Source organism: Beutenbergia cavernae DSM 12333 (genome assembly GCF_000023105.1).
In the GTDB taxonomy this organism is placed as follows: Bacteria; Actinomycetota; Actinomycetes; order Actinomycetales; family Beutenbergiaceae; genus Beutenbergia; species Beutenbergia cavernae.
Genome location: NC_012669.1, coordinates 1,907,646 through 1,930,345 on the forward strand (window position 1 = coordinate 1,907,646; position 22,700 = coordinate 1,930,345).

A 22,700-nucleotide genomic window follows, 5' to 3' on the forward strand; every position below is an offset into this window, starting at 1 on the left:
GCGGCGCTAGGATGCTTGTTCGCCCCCACTTTCACCGATCGACCGCTGCCCGCGGTCGCCGGAGGCTCGAGAAGCCCGCATGTCGTCGCAGAACCCGCCCAGCCCTGCCGTCCCGCCACCTGCGTCCTCGCCCCCCACCGACACCCCGACCCTCGCCACCCTGCGTCGGCTCTGGCCGTTCGCCCGTCCGGCGATCCGCCGGCTCTCGCTCGGCGCCCTGTGCGCGCTCGGTGCGAGCCTCGCCGCGCTCGCCATCCCGCAGGTCCTCGAGGCCATGGTCAACGGCCCGCTGCTCGGCGACGCGGACGCCCGTCACACGTCGCTGTGGTGGGCCATCGCCCTCGTGCTCGCGATCGGCCTCGCGGAGGCGGCGTTCATCTACGGCCGCCGCGCGTTCATCCTCGGTCCGAGCACGCACATCGAGGCGCACATGCGCAGCGACCTGTTCACGAAGCTCCAGGACCTCCCGGTGGCGTTCCACGACCGCTGGCCCGGCGGGCAGCTGCTGTCCCGGTCGATGAGCGACCTCGGTCTGCTGCGCCGGTGGCTCGCGTTCGGCATCGTCATGCTCGTCGTGAACACCACGACGATCCTCGTCGGCGCCGGGCTGCTCATCTCGATGGGCGGCCCGCTCGGCCTCGTCTACCTGGCCGGCGCGGTGCCGGTGACGATCCTGTCGTTCCGCTTCTCGCGCCAGTTCCGCGCGATCTCACGGCTCTCCCAGGACCAGCAGGGCGACCTCGCGACCACCGTCGAGGAGTCGGTGCACGGCATCCGCGTGCTCAAGGCGTTCGGCCGGGGCAGGCACGCGCTCGCGAGCTTCGCCGCCCAGGCCGACACGGTGCGCCAGACGGAGATCCGGAAGGCGCGCACCCTGTCGCTGTTCACGTTCTTCCTCACGACGATCCCCGAGGTCGTGCTCGGCGTCACCCTCTTCTGGGGGATCGCCCGCGTCGTCGACGGCGACATGTCCGTCGGGGCGCTCGTGGCCTTCTTCGCGACGGCGGCGGTCGTCACGGGACCGGTCGAGCAGGTCGGTCAGCTGATGGCCATGACCCTCACCGCGAAGACGGCCATCGACAGGTACTTCGAGGTGCTCGACACCCCGAACGAGGTCACCGACCCCGTCAGCCCGGTGCCGATCGGCCGGGACGCGGACGGCGTCGCGACCGGGCGCGGTGAGCTCGCCTTCACCGGTGTGGAGTTCGCGTACTCGGACGCGCGGGAGCGGGTGCGGGACGACGGCGTCGTGCGCCCGGCGGAGATCCTCAGCCAGATCCACCTCCAGGTGCGGGCGGGCGAGACCATGGCGCTCGTCGGCCTCACGGGTGCGGGCAAGACGACGCTCGCGATGCTCGTGCCCCGCCTGTACGACGTCACGGCGGGATCGATCACGCTCGACGGCGTCGACGTGCGCGACCACACCCGTCACGACCTGCGCACCCTCGTCGCCGTCGCGTTCGAGGACGCGACGTTGTTCTCGGACTCCGTGCGGGAGAACGTGCTGCTCGGCGCACCCGCCTCCCGCCGGACGGACGCCGACCTGGACCGCGCCGTCCAGATCGCCCAGGCACACTTCGTGTACGACCTCCCCGACGGCGTCGACACCACGATCGGCGAGGAGGGGCTCAGCCTGTCCGGCGGGCAGCGGCAGCGGCTGGCCCTCGCCCGCGCCATCGCCGCCCGGCCTCGGGTGCTCGTGCTCGACGATCCCCTCTCCGCGCTCGACGTCAGCACGGAGGAGCTCGTCGAGGAGGCGCTGCGCCGGGAGCTCGAGGGGATCACGACCCTCGTCGTCGCCCACCGACCGTCCACGGTCGCGCTCGCCGACCGGGTCGCCGTGCTGCAGGACGGCCGGATCACCGGGGTCGGCACGCACTCGGAGCTCCTCGCCACGCACGAGCACTACCGGTACGTGATCTCGAGCCTCGAGGAGAGCGAACGCATGGCCGGACGAGCGACCGGGGTGGTCGCATGAGCACCCAGGCTACAGCGCCGATCGGCGTCGCCGACGAGGAGAACAGCCACCTCGACGCCACCCGCTCGCGGGCGATCCGCCGTCGTTCGCTGAAGCTGCTCGGGTCGCTCCTGCGCCCGCACCGCGTCGACTTCACCCTGGCGATCGTGCTCGTCGTCGTCGGACAGGCGGCGCGCGTGGCGGGGCCGGCGCTCGTCGCGCTCGCGATCGACCGCGGGCTGCCCGCGGCGCTCGACGGCGACTGGGGACCCACCTGGCTCGTCGCCGGTGGCTACGTCGGCGCCGCGATCGCCGCCGGGGCCTGCACGGCCGCCTACATCAGGATGGCGGCCAAGGTCAGCCAGGCGGTGCTGCTCGACCTGCGCCAGCGGGTGTTCCGCCAGACCCAGCTGCTCAGCCTCGAGTTCCACGAGAGCTACACCTCGGGGCGGATCATCTCGCGCCAGACGTCGGACCTCGAGGCGCTGCGCGACCTGCTGGACTCGGGCATCACGTCGCTCGCGCAGGGCTTCCTGTTCATGGCGTTCACCGGGGTGTCCCTGTTCATCCTCGACTGGCGGTCGGGCCTCGTGCTCCTGGTCGCCGTCGGCCCCGTGTGGGCGATCACCCGGTGGTTCCAGAAGCGTTCGCAGGTGCTGTACCGGATCTCGCGCGTCGCGTCGGCCCGGCTCATCGTCAACTTCGTCGAGAACATGACGGGGATCCGCGCCGTCCAGGCGTTCCGGCGAGAGCGCTACAACGAGCAGGTGTACGGCGGCTTCACCGAGGACTACCGCGAGATCAGCGCGCGCACGATGCGCCTCAACGGCGTCTACGACCCCGGCCTGACGCTCATCGGGAACGTGACGGTCGCCGTCGCGCTCGGGTTCGGGGCGTTCCGGGTGCTGGACGGCTCGCTCGAGGTCGGCGTGCTCGTCGCGACGCTCCTCTACACGAAGCGGTTCTTCCAGCCGGTCCGCGACATGGCGATGTTCTACAACGCGTTCCAGTCGGCGTCGGCCGCGCTCGAGAAGATCTCGGGCCTCCTCGAGGAGGTGCCGAGCGTGCGGCCCCCCGCACGGCCCGTGGCGCTGCCGAGCGCGCAGGGGCACGTGCGGTTCGACGACGTCACGTTCGGCTACGGGTCCGGGCGCACGATCCTCCCGCACCTCGAGCTCGACGTGCCGGCGGGGCAGACCGTCGCGCTCGTGGGCTCGACGGGGGCCGGGAAGTCCACGCTCGCCAAGCTGGTCACGCGCTTCTACGACGTCACGGCCGGGGCGATCACGCTGGACGGCGTCGACCTGCGCGACCTCTCGACACCCGACCTGCGCCGCGCCGTCGTCATGGTCACGCAGGAGGCCTACCTGTTCTCCGGGTCGGTCCGGGAGAACATCGCCCTGGCCCGCCCGGACGCGAGCGACGAGGAGATCGAGCGTGCGGCCCGGGCGGTCGGCGCGCACGACTTCATCCTCGACCTGCCGGACGGGTACGACACCGACGTGAACAAGCGCGGTGGCCGGGTCTCCGCGGGGCAGCGGCAGCTCATCTCGTTCGCGCGTGCCTTCCTCGCCGACCCGGCGGTGCTCATCCTCGACGAGGCGACCAGCTCGCTCGACATCCCGGGGGAGCGGCTCGTGCAGCGCGGCCTGGAGACGCTGCTGGCGAACCGGACGGCGATCATCATCGCGCACCGGTTGTCGACCGTCGCGATCGCCGACCGGGTGCTCGTCATGGCCGACGGCCGGATCGTGGAGGACGGCCCGCCGGCCGAGCTCATCGCCGGCTCCGGGCGGTTCGCGGCACTGCACGCGGCCTGGCGCGACTCGCTCGTGTAGGCGTTCGGCGCGGCGGCGCGGCGGCGCGGCCCGTCCTGGCGCCACCCTCGCGTTGCGGTCGGGCGCGGCGGAAGCGGCCCGTCCTGGCGCCACCCCCGCGTTGCGGTCGGGTGCGGCGGAAGCGGCCCGTCCTGCCCGGGCGCTCCTTCGTCGCGCCCCACGCCCAGCCACTCCGGGACGGGCCGCTTCCGCCGCACCCTCGGCGGTCGCCTCACCCTTCGCGAGAGGATCTGTGCGCGACCGCGAGAGGATCTGTGCGCGACCGCGAGAGGATCTTTGCGGGGCTACCGCCGCGTGCCGACGACGACCGTCGCGTCGAGGTCGTCGTCGTGCACGATGCGCGGGTCGAGGCCGCCGCTCGCCATGATCGCCGCGGCGGTCGGCGCCTGGCGGGAGCTCACCTCGACGAGCAGGTGACCGCCGGGCGTGAGCCAGCCGGCGGCGTCGGCGGCGATGCGACGCTGCACGTCGAGGCCGTCGCCACCGCCGTCGAGCGCAAGCGGCGCCTCGTGCTCCCGCGCCTCGCGGGGCATGAGGTGCAGCTCGTCGGTGGGGACGTAGGGCGTGTTCGCCACCAGGACGTCCACCCGCCCGCGCAGGTGCTGCGGCAGTGCCGCGAACAGGTCGCCCTCGTGCACCTGCGCGACGCCGTCGAGGGTGCGGCGCGCGTCCCGCACGGCGGCCGGATCGAGATCCGCCGCGTGCAGCTCGAGGCCCACGACGGCGTCGGCGATCGCGGCCGCCAGAGCGCCGGCACCGCAGCACAGGTCGACGACGACGGCGCCCGGCCGCGTCAGCCGGATCGCCTCGCGGGCCAGCAGCTCGGACCGTGACCGCGGGACGAAGACCCCGGGGCTCACGCGGATGCGGCGTCCGGCGAACAGCGCCCACCCGACCACGTGCTCGAGCGGCTCCCCGGCGATGCGGCGCGCCGTGAGCGCCTCGAGCTCCTCGGGCGTGGACGCGGCCTCCACCAGCAGCGCCGCCTCCTCCTCGGCGAAGACGCATCCGGCGGAACGCAGGCGCGCGACCAGCACCGGCGGCGCGGGGACCGGCACGGCGTCAGGCCTCCCGTCGGACGACGCCGGCCAGGGCTCGCAGAGCGAGCACGAACCCACCCAGCAGCAGCCCGTACCCGAGGTACGTGTAGAGCCGGACGCCGGCGACCAGGAACGGCCCGGTGTCCGCGACCAGCAGCACGATGGCGCCGAGCGTCGCCGCACCGGCGAGGACGGCGACGACGACGTGCTGCACGAGCGAGGTCACGTAGCGCCGGTCCCGCGGGTCGGCGAGGACCCGGACGTTCGCGGTGAACCGGCCCGTCGTCAGGTCGTCGGTGAGCCGGTCGATCCGGCGCGGCAGGCGCTGGACGAGCGGCAGGTACGCCGCCAGCTGCGTCTCGAGCGTCGTCCGCAGGGACGCCGGGTCGAACCGCGCCCCCATCAGGTCCCGACCGACGGACGTCGCCGTCGCCACGAGCGGCAGCTCCGGGTCGATCAGGGCGAGGGTGCCCTCGAGCGCGGCGAACGCCCGGAACGCCGCCGCGACCTGGGGCGGCACACCGAGCTGCGCCCGCTGGACGACGCGGAGCAGCTGCGCGAACACCCCGGAGGACCCGGCGGTCGCGGCGCCCGACGTCGCGAACATGACGACCTGGCCGACCTCCCGCTCGACCTGCCGGTCGTCGAGATGCTCGGGCCGCTCGAGCAGGTCGATGAGCGCGTCGGTCGCCCCGACGCCGTCCTGCCGCGCGAACGCGGCGAACAGCAGGGCGATCGAGTCGCGCGACGCCGGGTCGAGCCGACCGACCGAGCCGAAGTCGAGCAGGCCGAGCCGGCCGTCGTCGAGCAGGATCACGTTGCCGGGATGGAGGTCGGCGTGGAAGACGCCGACGACGAGGACCTGCCGCATCACCTCCCGCACGAGGTCGGTCGCGAGGCGCCGCCGCGTCTCGTCGTCGAGCCGGGCCAGCTCCCGCGACGCGGATCCGAGGGGGACGCCGTGCAGGCGTTCCATGACGAGCAGCCGCTCCCCGGAGTGCTCGCCGAAGACGCGCGGGACCACGACCCGACCGGAGCCCTGCCCGGCCCCGCCGGCGACGACCCGCATGTTCTCCGCCTCGACGCGGTAGTCGAGCTCCTCGCGCAGCGACGCCGCGAAGCCGTCCGCGAGGTCACGGACGCCGATCGAGCGCGCCCAAGCCGCGCTGCGGTCCAGGCGCGCGGCGAACCGGTCGAGGATGTCGAGGTCTGCCGTGACCTGGGCCCGGGCCTCCGGGCGCTGGATCTTGAGGACGACCTCCTCGCCGGTGCGCAGCGTGCCGGCGTGGACCTGGGCCACGGAGGCGGCCGCGAGCGGCTCGGCGTCGACGTGCGCGAGGACGTCCGACGGGTCGCTGCCCAGGGCGGTGGCGAGCGCCGGCTCGAGCTGCTCCCACGGCAGGGCCGGCGCCTGGGTCTGCAGGGTGGACAGCTCCCGCACGATGTCCTCCGGGACGACGTCGGGCCGCGTCGACATGAGCTGGCCGACCTTCACGAACGTCACGCCCGAGGCCGCGAGCGTGTCGCGCAACGCCTTGCCGTGCGTCTCGTCGGCAGCGCCGCGGAACGGTGCTCCCGCCACGGCCCCGAGCCCGTGCCGCGCCGCGATCGCGCTCACCTGGAGGTACCGCCTCGTGCGGCGCCGGCGACTGCGCCACCCGCGGAACGCCGCCAGCGGGTGGGGCAGCGACCCGGTCGGGACGAACACCTCGAGGATCACGAGCGCCAGCACCCCGAGCACGAAGACCCACGCGAACGCGAGCCCGCCCACGAGCATGGCGCCCAGCGGGTTCTCCTCGGCCGAGGTGAGGCTCATCCCGGACCGCAGCATGACCTCGCTGACGAACCACGCCCCGAGCGAGATCATCGCCAGGCCGACGAGCACCGACCGGGGCCAGCCCACCGGGACGCCGAGCAGGCGCCGCACCATGAGGGCAGCGACGACCGCGAGCACGACCGCGATGAGGACTCCGAGGACCGAGACGACGAAGGTCACCTGCCGGTTCTACCATCCAGGCTGGCCGGTCGCTGTCGCCTGGCAGCGACCATCTCCTCGCACGGGCGCTGCGGGGGCCCCTGGGCTATGCTCGGCGCGAGTCGAGACGAGGCTCATCCACCGCCGAACCGCGGGCCGGCCATGACCTCGTACATGGTCGGCGATCCGGAGGGACCGCATGACCGACGACGTCGTCATCGCCTCCGGGCGGCACGGGCGGAGCCCTCGCGGGCCGGGACCGGCTGGACCACCGGGGCTCGGCCACCCGAGGTATGGAGCGGCGGGTCCCGTGCCCGCCGGGGATCGGCCCGAGCGAGAGCAACGGCGCCTACGCGACGATCCACCGCCACACCTTGTGCGGGTGAGACGGTCACCGAATCCCACCTCGCCCGGGCGCTGTCGCCCGGGCGAGGTCTCCTGCTCCGCGACGGCCGGCGACGCGTGATCGACGACGAGCTGGTGCAGAACGGCTCCGCGGCCGAGCCACCGCTCACTGACCAGCTCGCGGACGCCGTTCGCCTGCTGGCCGCCGAGCCCACTCTCCAGCAGACCCTGGACCGCATCACGGACCTCGCCCGCACGATGATCGACGGGTGCCACGCCGCCGGCGTCTCGCTCGTGCGGTCCGGGCGGATCGAGACGCCGTCGGCGACGCATCCGCTGGTGCGGGCCGGTGACGAGCTGCAGTACTCGATCGGGGAAGGTCCGTGCCTCGACGCGATCCGCGACGAGGAGATCGTGCGGTCCGCGGATCTCGTCGACGACCTGCGGTGGCCGCGCTGGTCGGACCGGGTGGTCCGCGACCTGGGCGTGCGGAGCATGCTGGCGGTGCAGCTGTACACGTCGGACGCGGCGCACGGCGCGCTGAACATGTACTCCCGCGAACCGGGTGCGTTCCGGGACGACGTCGTGCCGCTGGCGACGACGTTCGGGGCCGTCGCCGCTGCCGCGCTGGAGGCGGCGCGGACCGAGGAGCAGCTGCAGTCGGCCGTGCAGACCCGGACGGTGATCGGTCAGGCGCAGGGGATCGTCATGGAGCGCTACGGCGTCTCGGACGCCCAGGCGTTCGCGGTGCTCAGCCGCGTCTCGCAGAGCTCGAACACCCGGCTCGCCGACATCGCCCGCGACGTCGTCCGCACGCGCCGCATCCCCGGGGTGGCGGACGCCGCGCAGTCCTGACGCCGCGTCACCGGCTCAGTACGCCGTGCGCCCCGCGGCGACGCTCCACGCGTCGAACGGCTCGCCCGCTCGCTCGATGCGGAGCGTGTCCACGGCGAGCGGGCTGCCCGCGCGGCCGGCGAGGACCTCGTGGAACACGGCGTCGTCGAACCCGGCCGCAGCGGCGTCGGAGCGGTCTGCGGCGTAGACGAGCCGGTCGAGCCGCGCCCACAGCGCCGCAGCGAGGCAGAGCGGGCACGGCTCGCACGAGGCGTACAGCGTCATGCCGGTCAGCGCGTGGCTCCCGACGGCGCGCCCCGCCGCCCGGATCGCCTCCACCTCCGCGTGCGCCGTCGCGTCGTGGTCGCGGGTCACCCGGTTCGTGCCCGTCGCGACGACGTGGTCGCCCGGCTGGGCGTCGCTGCGCACGATCAGCGCGCCGAACGGTCCTCCGCCGTCGGCGACGTTCGCTGTGGCGAGATCGACCGCCAGGGCGAGGAAGGCGGAGTCACGGCTGCTCTCGGGCATCCGGCCATCATCCCCCAGAGCCGGTGGTCGCCGGCCTCCTGACCCCGTGCGCGGCGTGGGTCAGGCCATGACCCCGTCCGGGTCATGACGCCTCGTCGTCGCGAGCAGCGCCTCGAGCTCCGCCGGTGGGAAGCAGTCGGAGAGCGCCGCGGCCCCGCGCGTGAGGTCCGCCTCACCGACGTACCGGCCCGTGCTCAGCGGATCCAGGGCACCGATCGTGCGTCGGGCCCACCCGATGGCGTCGGCATGACCCTGGGCTGCCGGATCCCAGTGCGCGTACGCCGACACGCTCATCGAGCCGCGTGGGACGTAGAGGGCGTCCGACGGAGCAGCCCCGTCGGCGCGTCGCGCCGACGTGGTCAGCAGCACGCTCGAGCACTCGGAGAGTCCCCTCTCGAGTGGGGGGAGCGCCGGCAGCACGGCGCGGAACGGCGCATCGGTCCACGTGTGGTGGGAGAACATCCCGTCGCCGCCGTGCCGGGGGACGGTCTCGATGAGGGCGGCGAGGGAGTCGACGACGACGACGTCCGGGGGAGCGGTCACGAACGGTGCCGACCGGACGGCGTCGAGCGCGTCGTCCGGACCGAAGGCCGTCGCCGAGACGAGCGCGCGCGGCGGCTCGCCGTCGGCCCGTCCGGGATGCCAGTACACGGTCAGCTCGACGTGCGGGGGCGACGCCGCGACGACGTCGTCCAGGGCCGCGCCGAGCGCGTCGGGTCGATCCGCGTCGACGGCCACGGTGAGCCTGCTGACGACAGGGCACCCGCGGACGAGCTGCAGCCGGAAGGCTACGACGACGGCCGGGAACGCGGATCCTGCTCCGCGCAGCGCCCGGAGCAGGTCGGGGTCCGAGGCGGCGTCGATCCGCGCGAGGGTCCCGTCGGGCAGCACGACGTCGGCGGCCAGGATGCGTTCGCACCCGTGTCCCCACACCGGCGTGTTCCAGCCGTTCCCACCCGCGAGCAGGTAGCCGCCGAGCCCCACGGTCGGCGCGTGGCCGAGCGGGAAGGACATGCCCGCGGCGCGGAGGGCACGGGCCGCCTCGAGCACCGTGACACCAGGCTCCACCCAGGCGGTCGCGGTCGCGGCGTCGAGCTCGACCGACCGCAGCTCACGCAGATCCAGCGTGACGGCGCCGTCCACGAGGTGCGTCCAGCTGAGCGAGTGCCCGCCGCTGCGCACGGCGAGACGCCGGCCGTCGTGGCGGGCACGGGTCACGGCGTCGACGACGGCGTCAGCGTCCGTCGGGCGCACGATGGCGGCCGGTGTGCGCGCCGGCTGCCAGGCGGACGCCGACAGCGAGGTCCGGGCTCGGTCGAAGGCGGTGTCCGAGGGCTCGGTCCACCGCGCCGTGGACGTCCCGCTCACGCCGGTGTCGCGGTGCCGGCGCCGGTCTGGCCGAGGATCGCGGCGTCGATCACCGCTGGGTCGTACACGAGGTCGACCACCTTCCGGCTGAGTCCGACGACCGCGCCGTCGGCTCCCAGGTGCGCGGCGCTGACCGTCAGGTGATGGCGCGCGCGCTCCGTGACGTCCTGGCGGATCGAGGCGTCGATCCGGGAGACGACCCGCGGGATGCGGCCGAGAGCGCCGCCGAGGACCAGGTCATCGGGGTTGGCTGCCGCGACCACGGTCGCGAGGACGCGCGAGAGCCTGGCCGTGGCGTCGTCCACAGCCGCGCAGACCGCCGGGTCGCCGGCGGCGACGCGCTCCACGATGTCGCGGAGGTTCCGGACGCCGGTGTCCGCGAGCCGGCGGAGCAGCGCGTGCCCCGACGCCCAGGCGGCGAGGCAGCCCCGCCGCCCGCACGTGCACACCGGACCGTCGTCGGTGATGCGGACATGGCCGATGTCCCCGGCCGCGCCGTCCGCACCCTCGAGGACGTGACCGGCGTCCACGATCCCGGCGCCGATCCCGGTCGCGTACTTCACCGCCAGGACCGTGCGGTCGGCCCCGATGACACTCGACTCGCCGAGCGCGAAGGCACGCGCGTCGTTCTCGATGACCGCCGGGACCTGCCAGTGGTCCCGGATGCTGTCCAGGACCGGGAAACGTTCCCAGCGGGGCATCGTCGTGGACGTCCCGAGGATGCCGGTCGCGGGATCGACCGGGCCGGGAATGCCGAGCGCGACGCCGATGAGCGTCTCGTCCTCCCCGGCCTCGACGAGCTCGTGGGAGATCCGGAAGAGCTCCGCGAGATAGGCGGGCGCGTCGGTGTCGATCTCGACAGCGACGTCCCGCATACGCAGGATCCGGCCGTCCACACCCGTCACGCACAGGCGCGCGTGGGTCTGCCCGAGATCGAGCACGAGGACGACACGCCCGCGCGTGTCCCACCGGAGCAGCTCGGAGCGCCGCCCCGGGCCGCGTGTGCCGGAGCCCGGCGGCGCCGACCCGTCCTGGTAGACGTACCCGTGCTGGAAGAGAGCCTCCAGACGCTCGAAGAGCGTGGTGCGGGACATCCCGGTCGCTGCGAGGAGCTGGTGCCGCGTGAGTCCGGGGCGTGACCGGATGAAGCTCACCAGGGCGCCGTAGGAGGTAGCGGGCATCGCGACGGGCCACGGCCCGCGAGCGTGGCCGACGGCGTCCGTCCCACTCCCGGGCGGGCCGCCCTGCCACGTCGCGCCGGTCGGTCGGTCGGTCTCGCTCACCACAGGTCGCCCTCCTCGCCTCGGCACTGCCGGAATGGCTCGTTGCCGCCCCCGGACGCACGGACCGCCGCTGGTTCGTGTGCGGTCATGATGCCACGTTGACGAACGTCAGACTAGCCGTTACGTTCGGCAACTGGACGTAACGGCCCGACGTCGGGCCCTGTGGGTGAAGGACGAAGATGACCGAAGTCGCCACCTCGTTCGCCGATGCAGCAGCCGAGGTGCTGCGGGCGAACGACCGGGGCCAGCGCACCGTCGCCGCACCCGAGCTGTACCCGCACCAGTGGTCCTGGGACGCCGCATTCGTGGCGATCGGCTGGGCCACACTCTCTGTCCCGCGTGCCGTCGAGGAGATGCGACACCTGCTCCGCGGGCAGTGGGCGACAGGCATGATCCCGCACATCGTGTTCACCGCCGACGCCGGGTACTTCCCGGGACCGGCGCGGTGGCGTACCGAGCGTGCCGAGCACGCGCCAGAGGTCGCGACATCGGGAATCTGTCAGCCAGCCATACACAGTCTCGCGCTCTACTCGATCGGTGAGCGCGCGCGGCGGAACGGGGGAGAGGACGCCGCGGTGTTCCGCTCCTTCCTTCTCGACACGTTCGACGACTGGGTGCGCTGGCACCGGTGGCTGGACTCCGCTCGGAGCACCCACCCGTCAGGTCTCGTCGAGATCCACCACCCGTGGGAGTCGGGGATGGACAACTCGCCGCGCTGGGACGCGCCGTGTGCGCGGATCACCGTCGGTCGGATGGCGCCCTACGAGCGCGAGGACGTCCGGCACGTCGCGGCGGCGGACGAGCGGCCCGAGGACGCGGACTACGACCGGTACCTCTGGCTCGTCGAACAGCTCGTCGAGGTCGACTACGACGACGAGGCCGCCCGCCGGGTCGTCGACTTCCGGGTCGGCGACGTGTTCTTCACCGCCACGCACGCGATCTCGGCCGACCTCCTCGCCACGCTCGGCGAGGACATCGGCCGCCCGGCGGAGGCCGCGGAGCTACGGGGCATGGCGGCACGGGCCCGGGGCGCCGTCGCCCGCACGGTCGATCCGCAGACCGGTCGCGCGCGCGACTTCGACATGCGCGCCGGCACCTGGATCGACGCCGACACCATCGGTGGGTTCGCCGCCCTCGTGTGCGGCACGGACCACGAGGCTTACGCAGCGCTCGTCGCTCAGCTGCTGGGGCCGCAGTGGTGCGCACACCCGGCGCTCGCGCACCCGGTGCCGCCGACCGTGACGCCGGACAGCCCCACGTTCGTGAGCCGCACGTACTGGCGCGGTCCTCAGTGGCCGGTGCTGGTGTGGCTGTTCACCTGGGCGCTGCGGCACCACGGGCACGACGACGCGGCGGACGCGATCGGCCGGGCGGGTCGGGCGCAGCTCGGCGACCTGACGTTCGCCGAGTACTACGACAGCCTGGACGGGCAGGCGCTCGGCAGCAGGAACCAGTCGTGGACGGCGGCGGTGGCCCTCGCGTGGGCGGCGGAGGCGGAGCGATGACGACGGCGTCGACCTGGGTCGGGCGGTCGCGCCCGGCTCTCGAGGGGCGCGAGATCGTGACGGGCGAGCTCGTCTACGTCACCGACCGCCGGATGCCCGGCATGCTGCACGGGCACGTGCTGCGCTCGACCGTCCCGCACGCGCGCATCGACGCCGTCGACGTGGCCGCCGCGAAGGCGCTCCCGGGCGTCGCGTGCGTGCTCACCGCTGCGGACGTGCCCGTCAACGCGCTCGGACCCCGGGACGTCGACGGGCCGGTCCTCGCGGACGGCGTCGTCCGGCAGGTCGGCGAGGCGATCGCGCTCGTCGCGGCGCGTGACGCGCGCACCGCGGAGCAGGCCGCCGGGCTCATCAGGCTCGAGCTGACGCCGCTCCCGGTGGTGGACGGGCCGGCGGCAGCGGCGGCCCCGGACGCGCCCCGCCTGCACGCGGGCGGGAACGTCTCGGGCCGGATCGCGTTCGCCTCGGGCGCCGTCGACCCGTTGCTCGCTGACGCACACCTGGTGCTGCGCCGGGAGGTGCGCACCCCGGGGCAGGAGCACGTGGCGATCGAGACGCCGGGCGGGGTAGCCGTGCACGAGGCCGGCTCGTTCACGATCTGGTGCGGCTCGCAGAACCCAGGACTGCACCAGCGCAAGGTGGCCCGGGCGCTCGACGTCGACCCCAACGCCGTGCGGATGATCGCGAACCCCGTGGGGGGCGCGTTCGGCTCCCGCAACGACGACCCGATGCCGGTCTACCTCGCGCTGCTCGCCCGTGCCACCGGGCGGCCCGTGCACGTGCACATGACCCGCGAGGACGTCATGGCGGCCGGCGCGAAGCGGCACCCGTTCGTCACGTCCATCGAGATCGGGTTCGACTCCCGCGGCACGATCCTGGGCTCGTCGGTGAACGCCGTCGCCGACACCGGGCCGGTGATCACCTCCGGCCCCAACGTCATGAAGACGTCGGCCGAGATGTCGACCGGGCCGTACGGGTTCGACGTGGCCTCGTTCGACGGCACCGTGTACTACACGAACAACGCGAACGCCGGCGCGTTCCGCGGGTACGGAGTGCCGCAGGTCGCGTTCGCCGTCGAGAACGCGATGACGGAGGCCGCGCACCGGCTCGGGCTGGACCCGGTCGAGATCCGGCTGCGCAACGTGCTCGACGGCGGCGACCGGCACAGCCTGTACCGTCACCGGACCACCACGAGCCTGGCCGTGCGCGAGACGCTGCAGACCGCCGCGGCGCACCCGCTCTGGGCAGATCGTGCCGCGTGGCAGGCCGAGGCGCGCGGACCGTGGCGCCGCGGGACGGGCGTCGCGACGGCGATGAAGGGCGTCGGGATGGGCAGCGGCACCGGCGACACCGCCCGGGCGCGCCTGCGGATCGACGAACGCGGCCACGTGACGATCTGGGCCGGGCCGAACCACACGGGGCAGTCCATCCAGACCACCTACGGCCAGGTCGCGGCGGACGCGCTCGGCCTGCCGATCGAGCACGTGGACGTGCGCGTCGGCGACACCGGCGAGGTGCCCGAGTCCGGGCCGACGGCGGCGAGCCGCTCGACGTACGCCGGCGGGAACGCCGTGCGGCTGGCGTGCGAGGAGCTGGTCGAGCGCTGCCGCCAGCTCGCGCTGCCCTTCGCCACCGACGCGGCGAGCGCCGGGACGAAGCTCGTCGAGCTCGGCGAGGCCGACGTGGTGGCGGAGTTCCGCCTCCCGGACACGGACGACATCGGGATCGTGCCGCCCGACCAGCTGGCGACGTTCGCCCCCCACCGCGTGTACGGGACGTGCACGCAGGTGGTCCGCGTCGAGGTCAACGTGCACACGGGCGAGCTGCGGGTGCCGGAGCTGCTGTGCGTGCTGGACTGCGGCACCCCGATCAACCCTGCGGCCACGATCGGGCAGGCGGAGGGCGGCATCCTGCAGGGTCTCGGCCTCGCGGTCATGGAGGAGCACCTGCTCGTCGCGGGGGTGCCTCGGACCACGAGCCTCGAGAACTACCTCGCGCCCACCATCACCGACACGCCGCTGATGACGACGCTCTTCGTCCCGGGGCGCGAGGACTCCGGACCGTTCGGGGCCAAGGGCATGTCCGAGGTCGTCGTCGTCCCCACGCCGCCGGCGATCGCGGCGGCGATCCTCGACGCCGTCGGCGTGCTGCCGCGGGAGCTGCCGGTGACGCCGGAACGGCTCCTGACCCTGCTGGAGGAGGCCCCGTGCGCGTGAACGGCACCGACGTCGGCGACGTCCCCGAGGAGCAGCACGGCCTGCGCCTGCTCGACTACCTGCGCGACGTCAGCGGCCTCACGGGGGCGAAGGAGGGCTGCGGCATGGGTGAGTGCGGCAGCTGCACGGTGGTCGTGGACGGCCGCGCGCTCACCTCGTGCCTCGTGCTCGTGGGCCAGGTCCTGGACGCCGACGTCCGCACGGTCGAGGGCCTCGAGGCCGCCGGCCACGCCGCGCTGCAGGAGGCGTTCGTCGCGCGTCAGGCCGTCCAGTGCGGCTACTGCATCCCCGGAGTCCTGAACTCCTGCTCTGCCCTCCTGGACCGCGAGGCCGATCCGGACGACGACGCCATCCGGCGCGCGCTCGACGGGAACCTGTGCCGGTGCACGGGCTACAACCGGTTCTACGACGCCGTGCACGACGCCGCGTGCGCCCGCCGGACCGCGCCGGCGGGAGCCGACGCCGGGGAGTCCTCATGAACCCAGCACCTCCGCGCGTGCTCCGCCCGGGCACGGCCGGCGACGTGGCGACCCTCCTGGCCGCGCACACCCCGCAGCCGCGGCTGCTCGCGGGTGGCACGGACCTGCTGGTACAACGCCGGGCCGGGCTCGACGCGGCCGTGCTCCTCGACGTCACCGGCCTGGCCGGTTCGGCGCCAGCCGTCGCCCGGGACGCGGCGTCCGCGTCCCTGACGATCTCCGCGGTGCATCCGCTCAGTGACGTCGCCTCGGCACTCGGTGACGACGTCGCGACGCTGCGTGCCGCGATCGACGAGTTCGCCTCCACCACGATCCGCAACCGGGCCACGATCGGCGGGAACCTCGTCACCGGCTCACCCGCGGCCGACACGGTTCCCGCGCTCCTCGCCGCGGGCGCCGTCGTCGACGTCGTGACGCCGGAGGGATCCCGCCGCACCGTGCCCCTCGCCGACTTCCTGCTCGGCCCCCGTCGCGTCGATCTCGGCGCCGGGGAGTGGGTGGCGTCGGTGACGGTCCCCGCGCCGCTGTCCGGAGGAGGCGATGCTGCGGGCGTGCTCGAGGGCGGCTTCCGGAAGATCGGCGGCCGGCGCGCGCAGGCCATCTCCCTCCTCAGCCTCGCGTGGCAGTGGCGTCGGACGGCGGACGGTCGCCTCAGCGACGTCCGCCTCGCCATGGGCGCCGTCGCGCCGACGGTCGTCCGGCTCGCCGCGGCCGAGGCACTGCTCGAGGGCGAGGCGCCGACGGCGGAGCTGACGGCTGCTGCCGCCGCTGTGGTCGGCGAGGACATCCGCCCGATCGACGACCTGCGCGCGAGCGCCGCCTACCGGCGGCGGTGCGCGGCGGGCCTCCTGCGCGAGGTGCTCGCCACCCCCCGCACGACCACGAGAGAGAAGGACCTGTGAACGTAGGCGTCACCGTCCGGCTGGACCAGCCGATCACCGAGGCCGCCCGATGGGCGCAGCGCGCCGAGGACCTGGGGTTCTCGAGCGTGTGGCTGGCCGACCACTACTTCCACCGGGACGTCGCGGCGGCCCTGGCGCTCATGATGACCGCGACCCGGCGCGTCCGCCTGGGTACCGCCGTCGTCTCGCCCTTCCTGCGCCACCCGACGCTCCTGGCGAGCCTCGCGGCCACGCTGCGCGAGATCGGGCCCGACCGCTTCGTGCTCGGCCTCGGCGCCGGCGGCTACGAGTTCGCCGGCGAGATGGGCATCTCGATGCGGCGGCCCCTGCAGCTGACGAGGGAGGCCGTCGACATCATCCGCCAGCTCACCGCCGGGACCGCGGACGTACGGGGCGAGACGTTCAGTGCCGACGGCTCCGCGCTGCGTTGGCCGGCCCAGGACGGCCCGCTCTACCTCGCCGCGCGCGGCCCGAAGATGCTCGAGCTCGCCGGCTCGTGCGCCGACGGCGTCATCACCCACGGGATCTCCGACGGCCACATCACGTTCGTGCAGGAGCGGGTGGCCGCCGGCGCCGCCGACCGCGCGAGCGGTCGTGCGGAGGTCTGCCTCATGCTCGACGTCGAGATCGGCGACGACCGCGCCGCCGCGCTGCGCGCTCTGGCTCCCCGCTGCGTGACGATGGCCGGCGGCGCCTACGCCGACGAGCTCATCGAGGTGTACGGGCTCGACCGCGACGAGGTCGCCGCGCTGCGCACCACCGTCCGCAGCGGCGATCGTGCCCTGGCTGCGAGTCAGGTCACGCCGGCCATGGCCGAGGCGTTCGGGCTCGCCGGCGCGGCGGACGAGGTGGCCGACGGCCTCCGTCGCCTTGCCGACCGCGGCGTCGACGAGGTCATCGTCTCCGTCGGCGGCAGCGACCCTGCCGCCGTCGACCGTCAGCTGTCCGCCCTCGCGCAGGAAGTCTTCGCATGAGCACCCTCCCGTCCTCCGTCACCGTCCTGGGCTCCGGCGCCGGGGCGCTGTCCAGCGCCACCGAGCTCTCCCTCGCCGGCGTCGACGTCACGGTCGCCGACTTCGAGCGGTTCCGCGCGAGCATCGACGCCATCGCGGCCAGCGGCGTCATCCGCCTCCGGTCGCCGTGGCACGGGATCACCGAGACGCCGGCCCGCGCGAGCCTCGACCCCGCCGCCGCGGCCGCCGCGGCCGACGTCGTCGTCGTCTCCGTGCCGGCGTTCGGTCACGACACGTTCGCGACCCTGCTCGCGGAGCACGTCCGCCCGGGCTCCCAGGTGATCTTCGCGGGCGAGGGCGGCGGCAGCCTCGCGCTCGTCGCCGCGATGCAGCGCGCCGGCCGCACGCTCGATGTCGACGTCGCCGAGCTCAACAGCCTCCCGTACGGCGCGCGGGTGCGCGCGCCCGGCCTCATCACTGCCTCGCGCAAGGTCGGCGGCACGATCGCCGCCGGCATGCCGGCGGGGAACGCCGCCGTCGCGACGGCGTGCGCGATCTGGCCGTCCGTGAGCGCCGGTGAGAGCGTGCTCGAGACGGTGCTGCTGAACTTCAACGCGATCGACCACGTCCCGCCGATCCTGGCGAACCTCGGCGCGATCGAGGGCCGCCCCGGCAAGTTCCTGCTGTGGGGCGAGGGCGCGAGCCCGGCCGTGGCCCGGTTCATCGGGGCGATCGACGCCGAGCTGGTCGCGATCCGCCGCGAGCTGGGCTTCGCGAACCTCAAGGGGTACGAGGAGTACCTCGTCGAGCAGGGTTTCGCGCCGGAGGTGCTCGGCGACCTGCACGCCACCCTGGCCTCGTCGGCCTTCGCCGACTCGACGTTCGGCACCGGGCCTCGGGCGCTCGAGAGCCGGTACATCACCGAGGACGTGCCGTACGCGCTCTGCCTCATGGCGTCGATCGGTCTCGAGGTGGGCGTCGCGACGCCGACGATCGACTCGATGATCCACCTGGCCGGCGTGGCGACCGGCACGGACTACCGGGCCGCGGGCCGCACCCTCGACGTGTTCGGCCTCGCGGGCCTCGGCCGCGACGGGCTCCTCGAGGCGACGAGGACCGGGCGATGGTGACGTACGACGCCGCGACCACCTCGGTGACGGTGCCCGGCCTCGTCAACATGCACGACCACCTCCGCGCGTTCGTGCCGGGATCCGTGGCGTCGGAGGGCGCACCGCTGGGCGAGGCGATCAGCGCCGGGAACGCCCGGCAGGCCGTGGCCGGGCCGGCCGAGTACCGCGCGCTCACCGCGCTCGGGGCGGCCCGCCAGGTGGTGGCCGGCACCACGAGCGTCGTCGACCACGTGTACCCGCTGCACCGCCCGGGCCTCCTCGAGGCCGTCGTCGCGGGGCACGCCGCCGTGGGCGTACGCGGCTACGTCGCGCTGGGCATCATGACCCGCGGCGCCGACGGGCTCACGACGTCCGTGGCCGACGTCGTCTCCCTGGCCGAGCGCACCGCGGACGAGCTGCTCCCGCGCGAGCAGCTGTTCCTCGCGCCTGTGTCGCTGCGGCAGAACGCGCCGGAGGACTACGCGCAGGCCGTGCGGGCCGCCGACCGGCTCGGGTTGCGGCTGTACACGCACATCTCCGAGAACCGCGCCGAGGTCGACGCGTGCCTCGCGGAGCACGGGGTGCGGCCGATCGGGCTCCTCGACCGGGCCGGGTTCCTGCGGCCCGGCACCGTCCTGGTGCACGGGGTGGAGCTGACCGACGCCGAGATCGACCTCCTCGCCGAGCGCGGAGTCGCCCTCGTGTACTGCCCGACGAACCATCTGCGCTTCGCGAAGGGTGTCGCCCGCGTGGTCGACCTGCTCGACGCCGGTGTGCCCGTGACGCTGGGCGTCGACGGCATGGAGAGCCTCGTCCACGAGATGCGCCAGGCCGTCTACGCCCAGGGACAGGCGGCGGGAGACCCCGGTGCGTTGTCCTCCTCCGCCGCGTTCGCGATGGCGACGGCGACGGCGTCGGGCGTGCTCGGCCTTCCCGGCGACGGATCCGGGGGCGATCTCGTGCGGCTGGACGTCGGCGCCCCCGCGTGGCAGCCGCTGGTCGACCCGCTGTGGTCCCTCGTGCACCGCGCCTCGCCCGCGCACGTCACCGACGTGCACGTTGCCGGGCGCCCCATCCTCCGCGACGGCGTGCTCCTGTCGGCCGACGTCGCCGAGCTGGCCGCCGAGGCGGCGTCCGCGATCCGGACGCTCGCCGAGCGGACCGGTTCCCGTCCATCCAGCGGGGTGGACACCCTTCCCCGCGTTGCTCCCCCTCAGTGAAGAGACAAGGACCGATCATGCCTGCACGTTCCTCCCGCCTCAGCCGACGCCAGATGCTCGCCCTCACCGGTGGGGCAGCGGCCGGACTCACCCTCACCGCCTGCGGTACCGGATCCGGGGGCGGCGCGGCGCCGTCGGGCGGCTCCTCCGGTGGCGGCGGCACGCTCGAGCTCTGGGCCAACGCGGCGACAGCCGGTGACTCCGACTCGCAGCTGCACCAGGCCGCCGCGGCGTTCGGAGAGGCGCACGACGTCACGATCAACATCCAGGGCATCCCGACCGAGGATCTGGTGCCGAAGCTGACCACCACGTCCAGCGGCGGGTCCGGCCCCGACCTCGCGATCGTCGACGTCGCCTCCGTGCCACAGCTCGCTGCCGCACAGGTGCTTGCCGACATCACCGAGCCCAGCGCCGCCGTCGCCGACGCGTTCGGCACGGAGCTGCTCGCGGGAGCCGGCTACGACGGCAAGCAGTTCGGCCTGCCCTACACGACGAACAACGTGGCGCTCTACTACAACGAGGACCTGCTCTCGGGCGCCGGCATCACCGTGCCGACCACGTGGGACGAGCTGCGCGAGGCCGCCATCGAGCTCACGGGCGGCGAGCAGTACGGCTACATGATGGGGGCGTCCGGCTTCGGGTCGTTCCTGTTCTGGCCGTGGCTGTGGCAGAACGGCGGGTCGATCCTCACCGAGGACCAGACCCAGGCGGCGTTCGCGGACGACCTCGGGCTCGAGGCGTGGGAGTTCTACGCCGGTCTCGCGCTCACGGACCAGGTCGTGCCGTCGGAGTTCATCGCGGCCAACGCTTCCTGGGACCAGTACGTGGCGCCGTTCGTCCAGGGCCGTGTCGCGATGATGGCGATCGGGCCGTGGGGCACCGCGCCGATCACGGAGGGCAACCCGGACCTCGCCTGGGGCGTCGCGCCGCTGCCCGGCCAGGCCGAGAACGCGACGACCCTCGGCGGCACCGCGATCGGCGTCGGATACAACAGCCAGCAGGCCGACCTCGCCTGGCAGTTCGCGGAGTGGGTCACGGCGGCGGATCAGATGCCGTACATCCAGGAGACCGGCAACATCCCCGCGCGGCTGGACGTCATCTCCTCGGACTGGGCGGCCGAGGACCCCGATCGCCAGGTCTTCATCGAGCAGATCGCCGTCACCCGCGCGCGCCCCGCTCTCCCGGTGTGGGGCGACATCGAGTGGGGCGTCATGGCCGACGCGTGGGACTCGGTCATCCAGGGCCAGCAGGAACCGGCCGCCGCGCTCACAGCAGCGGCCGAGGCCGCGAACGAGAAGCTCTCCAGCTAGTCCGTACCCCGGGCGGGCCGCCTGTTCGAGGCGGCCCGTCGCAGGACACGAGCCAGGGACGACATGTCAACCATCACCTCCGCCCGCCCCGAGACGGCGACGCCCGGCGCAACCGCAGCCCGGCGCCGTCGGCTGCGCGCCCGGCGCCTCGAACCGTTCGCGTACATCGCCCCGGCGTTCGTCGCGCTCGCGGTGATCATCGGGTACCCGGTGTTCAACGCCATCGGCACGAGCTTCCTGAACGCGAGCCTGCTGCGGCCCGGGCAGGACACGTTCGCCGGCCTGGCGAACTACTCCAACCTGTTCGCCAGCCCCACGTTCTGGACCGTCACCGCCCGCACGCTGGTGTGGGCCGGGGCGGCCCTCGTGGTGCAGGTCGGCCTCGGCCTGCTCATCGCGACCACGTTGAACAAGCGGCTCCTCGCCCGGGGCGCGATCCGGACGACGCTCATCGTCCCGTGGGTCGTACCGACCGTGCTGGTCGCGCTCATCTGGCGCTTCCTGCTCGACCCGGTCTCGGGGCCGATCAACTCCGTGCTGCGCAGCAGCGGGCTGCTGGACGACCCGCCGGTGTGGCTCGCGGACCCCACCTGGGCCCTGCCGGTGCTCGTGCTCATCAGCGCGTGGAAGTGGACGCCGTTCACCGCGGTGATCCTGCTCGCCGGGATGCAGCAGATCCCGCCGGAGCAGTACGAGGCGGCGATGGTCGACGGCGCCAGCCCCTGGCAGCGGTTCTTCCACGTCACGATCCCGAGCATCCGCACGTCGCTCGCGCTCGTCACGCTGACCACGATCTCGGGGGCGATCAACAACTTCAACGGGATCTGGATGTTCACGCGCGGCGGCCCCGTCGGCGCGACGGAGATCCTCACGACCTACGCGTACCGGACGGCGTTCATGGAGTTCGACTTCGGGAAGGCGTCGGCCATCTCGGTCGTCATCTTCGTGCTGATGATGGTCCTCGCGGTCACGTACTTCTACGTGGTCGAGGGCCGCAAGGGGGAGAAGCGGTGAGGCGCACCCGCACCCGCGCCTCGTTCGGCGCGCACCTCGTCGCCGTCGTCCTCATCCTCGGCACGGTCCTGCCGTTCCTGTGGATGCTGGTGTCGTCGTTCAAGACACCGAGCGAGCTCAACGGCGTCGACAAGCGACTCCTGCCGTCAGGGCTGTTCCTGGGCAACTACACGAAGCTGCTCGACACCAACTTCCTCACGTACTTCGGGAACTCGGTGATCGTCGCTGCGGCGACGACGATCGTCGCGCTGTTGCTGGCGATCCTCGCCGGCTACGGCTTCGCCCGGTTCACCTTCATCGGCAACCGGGGCATGCTGCTCGTCGTCGTGGCCGCCCAGATGTTCCCGGCGGTCATGCTCGCCATCCCGCTCTTCATCACCGTGAAGAACCTGGGACTGCTCGACTCGCTCGTCGGGCTCGTCGTCGTGTACGTCTCGTTCGCGCTGCCGTTCTGCATCTGGCTCATGCGCAACTACTTTCTCGCCGTCCCGGTGGAGACGGAGGAGGCGGCGCTCATCGACGGATGCACCCGGTTCCGCGCGCTGTGGCGCGTCGTGCTGCCGCCGGCGCTGCCTGGCGTCATGGCCGCCGCCGTGTTCACGATCATCCAGGTGTGGGAGGAGTTCCTGTACGCAAACACCTTCATCGACACGGACAGCAAGCGGACCCTCTCGGTGGGACTCAACTCGCTCATCGGCGAGTTCACGACCGACTGGGGTCGCCTGCTCGCCGCCGGCGTGCTCGTGATGATCCCGGTGCTGCTCATCTTCGGGTACCTGCAGCGGTACGTGACGCAGATCGCCGGAGGAGGGGTGAAGGGCTGA

At 73.5% G+C, this 22,700-nt stretch carries 18 protein-coding genes; 13 read left to right on the forward strand and 5 right to left on the reverse strand.

Translation table 11 applies throughout. From position 1 onward, the window contains the following. The first annotated feature begins 79 nt into the window (after positions 1–79). Positions 80–1,978 carry an ABC transporter ATP-binding protein gene (locus BCAV_RS08385; protein WP_015882161.1) on the forward strand — a complete coding sequence of 633 codons (1,899 nt, stop codon included), beginning with the start codon at positions 80–82 and terminating at the stop codon, positions 1,976–1,978. Beyond that, positions 1,975–3,795, forward strand: coding sequence for an ABC transporter ATP-binding protein (locus tag BCAV_RS08390; protein WP_015882162.1), 1,821 nt, complete (start codon positions 1,975–1,977; stop codon positions 3,793–3,795). The genes BCAV_RS08385 and BCAV_RS08390 overlap by 4 nt, the downstream gene beginning before the upstream one ends. A gap of 284 nt (positions 3,796–4,079) precedes the next feature. Here BCAV_RS08390 and BCAV_RS08395 read toward each other — a convergent pair whose 3' ends face one another. Both BCAV_RS08395 and BCAV_RS08400 read right to left on the reverse strand, forming a co-directional pair. After that, the gene (locus BCAV_RS08395; RefSeq protein WP_015882163.1) at positions 4,080–4,853 is read right to left on the reverse strand and encodes a putative protein N(5)-glutamine methyltransferase; all 774 of its coding nucleotides are present in this window, start codon (positions 4,851–4,853) and stop codon (positions 4,080–4,082) included. Positions 4,854–4,857: 4 nt separating this feature from the next. Next, a complete protein-coding gene (locus BCAV_RS08400; protein WP_015882164.1) occupies positions 4,858–6,831 on the reverse strand; it encodes an ABC1 kinase family protein in 1,974 nt (657 codons plus the stop codon). A 441-nt stretch (positions 6,832–7,272) separates the two neighbouring features. Between BCAV_RS08400 and BCAV_RS08405 the strand changes: the two genes are divergently transcribed. Next, complete coding sequence (locus tag BCAV_RS08405; protein ID WP_015882165.1) at positions 7,273–8,010, forward strand: GAF and ANTAR domain-containing protein; 738 nt, start codon at positions 7,273–7,275, stop codon at positions 8,008–8,010. A 15-nt stretch (positions 8,011–8,025) separates the two neighbouring features. Here BCAV_RS08405 and BCAV_RS08410 read toward each other — a convergent pair whose 3' ends face one another. From BCAV_RS08410 to BCAV_RS08420, 3 genes are read right to left on the reverse strand one after another with little or no spacing between them, the layout of a single operon-like run. After that, positions 8,026–8,517: a nucleoside deaminase gene (locus BCAV_RS08410; protein WP_015882166.1), complete on the reverse strand. Its 492-nt coding sequence runs from the start codon at positions 8,515–8,517 to the stop codon at positions 8,026–8,028. A gap of 60 nt (positions 8,518–8,577) precedes the next feature. Further along, positions 8,578–9,885 (reverse strand): FAD-binding protein, encoded by a 1,308-nt coding sequence (locus BCAV_RS21585; RefSeq protein WP_015882167.1) that lies wholly within the window; start codon positions 9,883–9,885, stop codon positions 8,578–8,580. Further along, positions 9,882–11,168 carry an ROK family transcriptional regulator gene (locus BCAV_RS08420; protein WP_144016747.1) on the reverse strand — a complete coding sequence of 429 codons (1,287 nt, stop codon included), beginning with the start codon at positions 11,166–11,168 and terminating at the stop codon, positions 9,882–9,884. Before BCAV_RS08420 ends, BCAV_RS21585 begins: the two co-directional genes overlap by 4 nt. A 179-nt stretch (positions 11,169–11,347) precedes the next feature. Here BCAV_RS08420 and ggh point away from each other — a divergent pair, with 179 nt between their 5' ends. The 10 genes from ggh to BCAV_RS08470 all read left to right on the forward strand — a co-directional run bounded on the left by ggh (position 11,348) and on the right by BCAV_RS08470 (position 22,700). Next, complete coding sequence (ggh, locus tag BCAV_RS08425) at positions 11,348–12,673, forward strand: glucosylglycerate hydrolase (protein WP_015882169.1); 1,326 nt, start codon at positions 11,348–11,350, stop codon at positions 12,671–12,673. Continuing rightward, positions 12,670–14,889 carry a xanthine dehydrogenase family protein molybdopterin-binding subunit gene (locus BCAV_RS08430; protein ID WP_015882170.1) on the forward strand — a complete coding sequence of 740 codons (2,220 nt, stop codon included), beginning with the start codon at positions 12,670–12,672 and terminating at the stop codon, positions 14,887–14,889. Before ggh ends, BCAV_RS08430 begins: the two co-directional genes overlap by 4 nt. Further along, positions 14,886–15,368, forward strand: a complete 483-nt coding sequence (locus tag BCAV_RS08435; RefSeq protein ID WP_222836677.1) for a (2Fe-2S)-binding protein — start codon at positions 14,886–14,888, stop codon at positions 15,366–15,368. Before BCAV_RS08430 ends, BCAV_RS08435 begins: the two co-directional genes overlap by 4 nt. Then, positions 15,365–16,270, forward strand: a complete 906-nt coding sequence (locus BCAV_RS08440; RefSeq protein ID WP_015882172.1) for an FAD binding domain-containing protein — start codon at positions 15,365–15,367, stop codon at positions 16,268–16,270. Before BCAV_RS08435 ends, BCAV_RS08440 begins: the two co-directional genes overlap by 4 nt. Next, complete coding sequence (locus BCAV_RS08445; RefSeq protein ID WP_015882173.1) at positions 16,267–17,244, forward strand: LLM class flavin-dependent oxidoreductase; 978 nt, start codon at positions 16,267–16,269, stop codon at positions 17,242–17,244. The genes BCAV_RS08440 and BCAV_RS08445 overlap by 4 nt, the downstream gene beginning before the upstream one ends. After that, on the forward strand, positions 17,241–18,353 hold the full coding sequence (locus BCAV_RS08450; RefSeq protein ID WP_015882174.1) for an NAD/NADP octopine/nopaline dehydrogenase family protein: 1,113 nt from the start codon (positions 17,241–17,243) through the stop codon (positions 18,351–18,353). Before BCAV_RS08445 ends, BCAV_RS08450 begins: the two co-directional genes overlap by 4 nt. Continuing rightward, entirely contained in the window at positions 18,347–19,552 is a 1,206-nt protein-coding gene (locus BCAV_RS21590; protein ID WP_015882175.1) for an amidohydrolase family protein, read from the forward strand. The genes BCAV_RS08450 and BCAV_RS21590 overlap by 7 nt, the downstream gene beginning before the upstream one ends. A 17-nt stretch (positions 19,553–19,569) precedes the next feature. Beyond that, entirely contained in the window at positions 19,570–20,862 is a 1,293-nt protein-coding gene (locus BCAV_RS08460; protein ID WP_015882176.1) for an ABC transporter substrate-binding protein, read from the forward strand. Between the two features lie 63 nt (positions 20,863–20,925). After that, positions 20,926–21,876 carry a carbohydrate ABC transporter permease gene (locus tag BCAV_RS08465; protein ID WP_015882177.1) on the forward strand — a complete coding sequence of 317 codons (951 nt, stop codon included), beginning with the start codon at positions 20,926–20,928 and terminating at the stop codon, positions 21,874–21,876. Then, on the forward strand, positions 21,873–22,700 hold the full coding sequence (locus BCAV_RS08470; RefSeq protein ID WP_015882178.1) for a carbohydrate ABC transporter permease: 828 nt from the start codon (positions 21,873–21,875) through the stop codon (positions 22,698–22,700). Before BCAV_RS08465 ends, BCAV_RS08470 begins: the two co-directional genes overlap by 4 nt.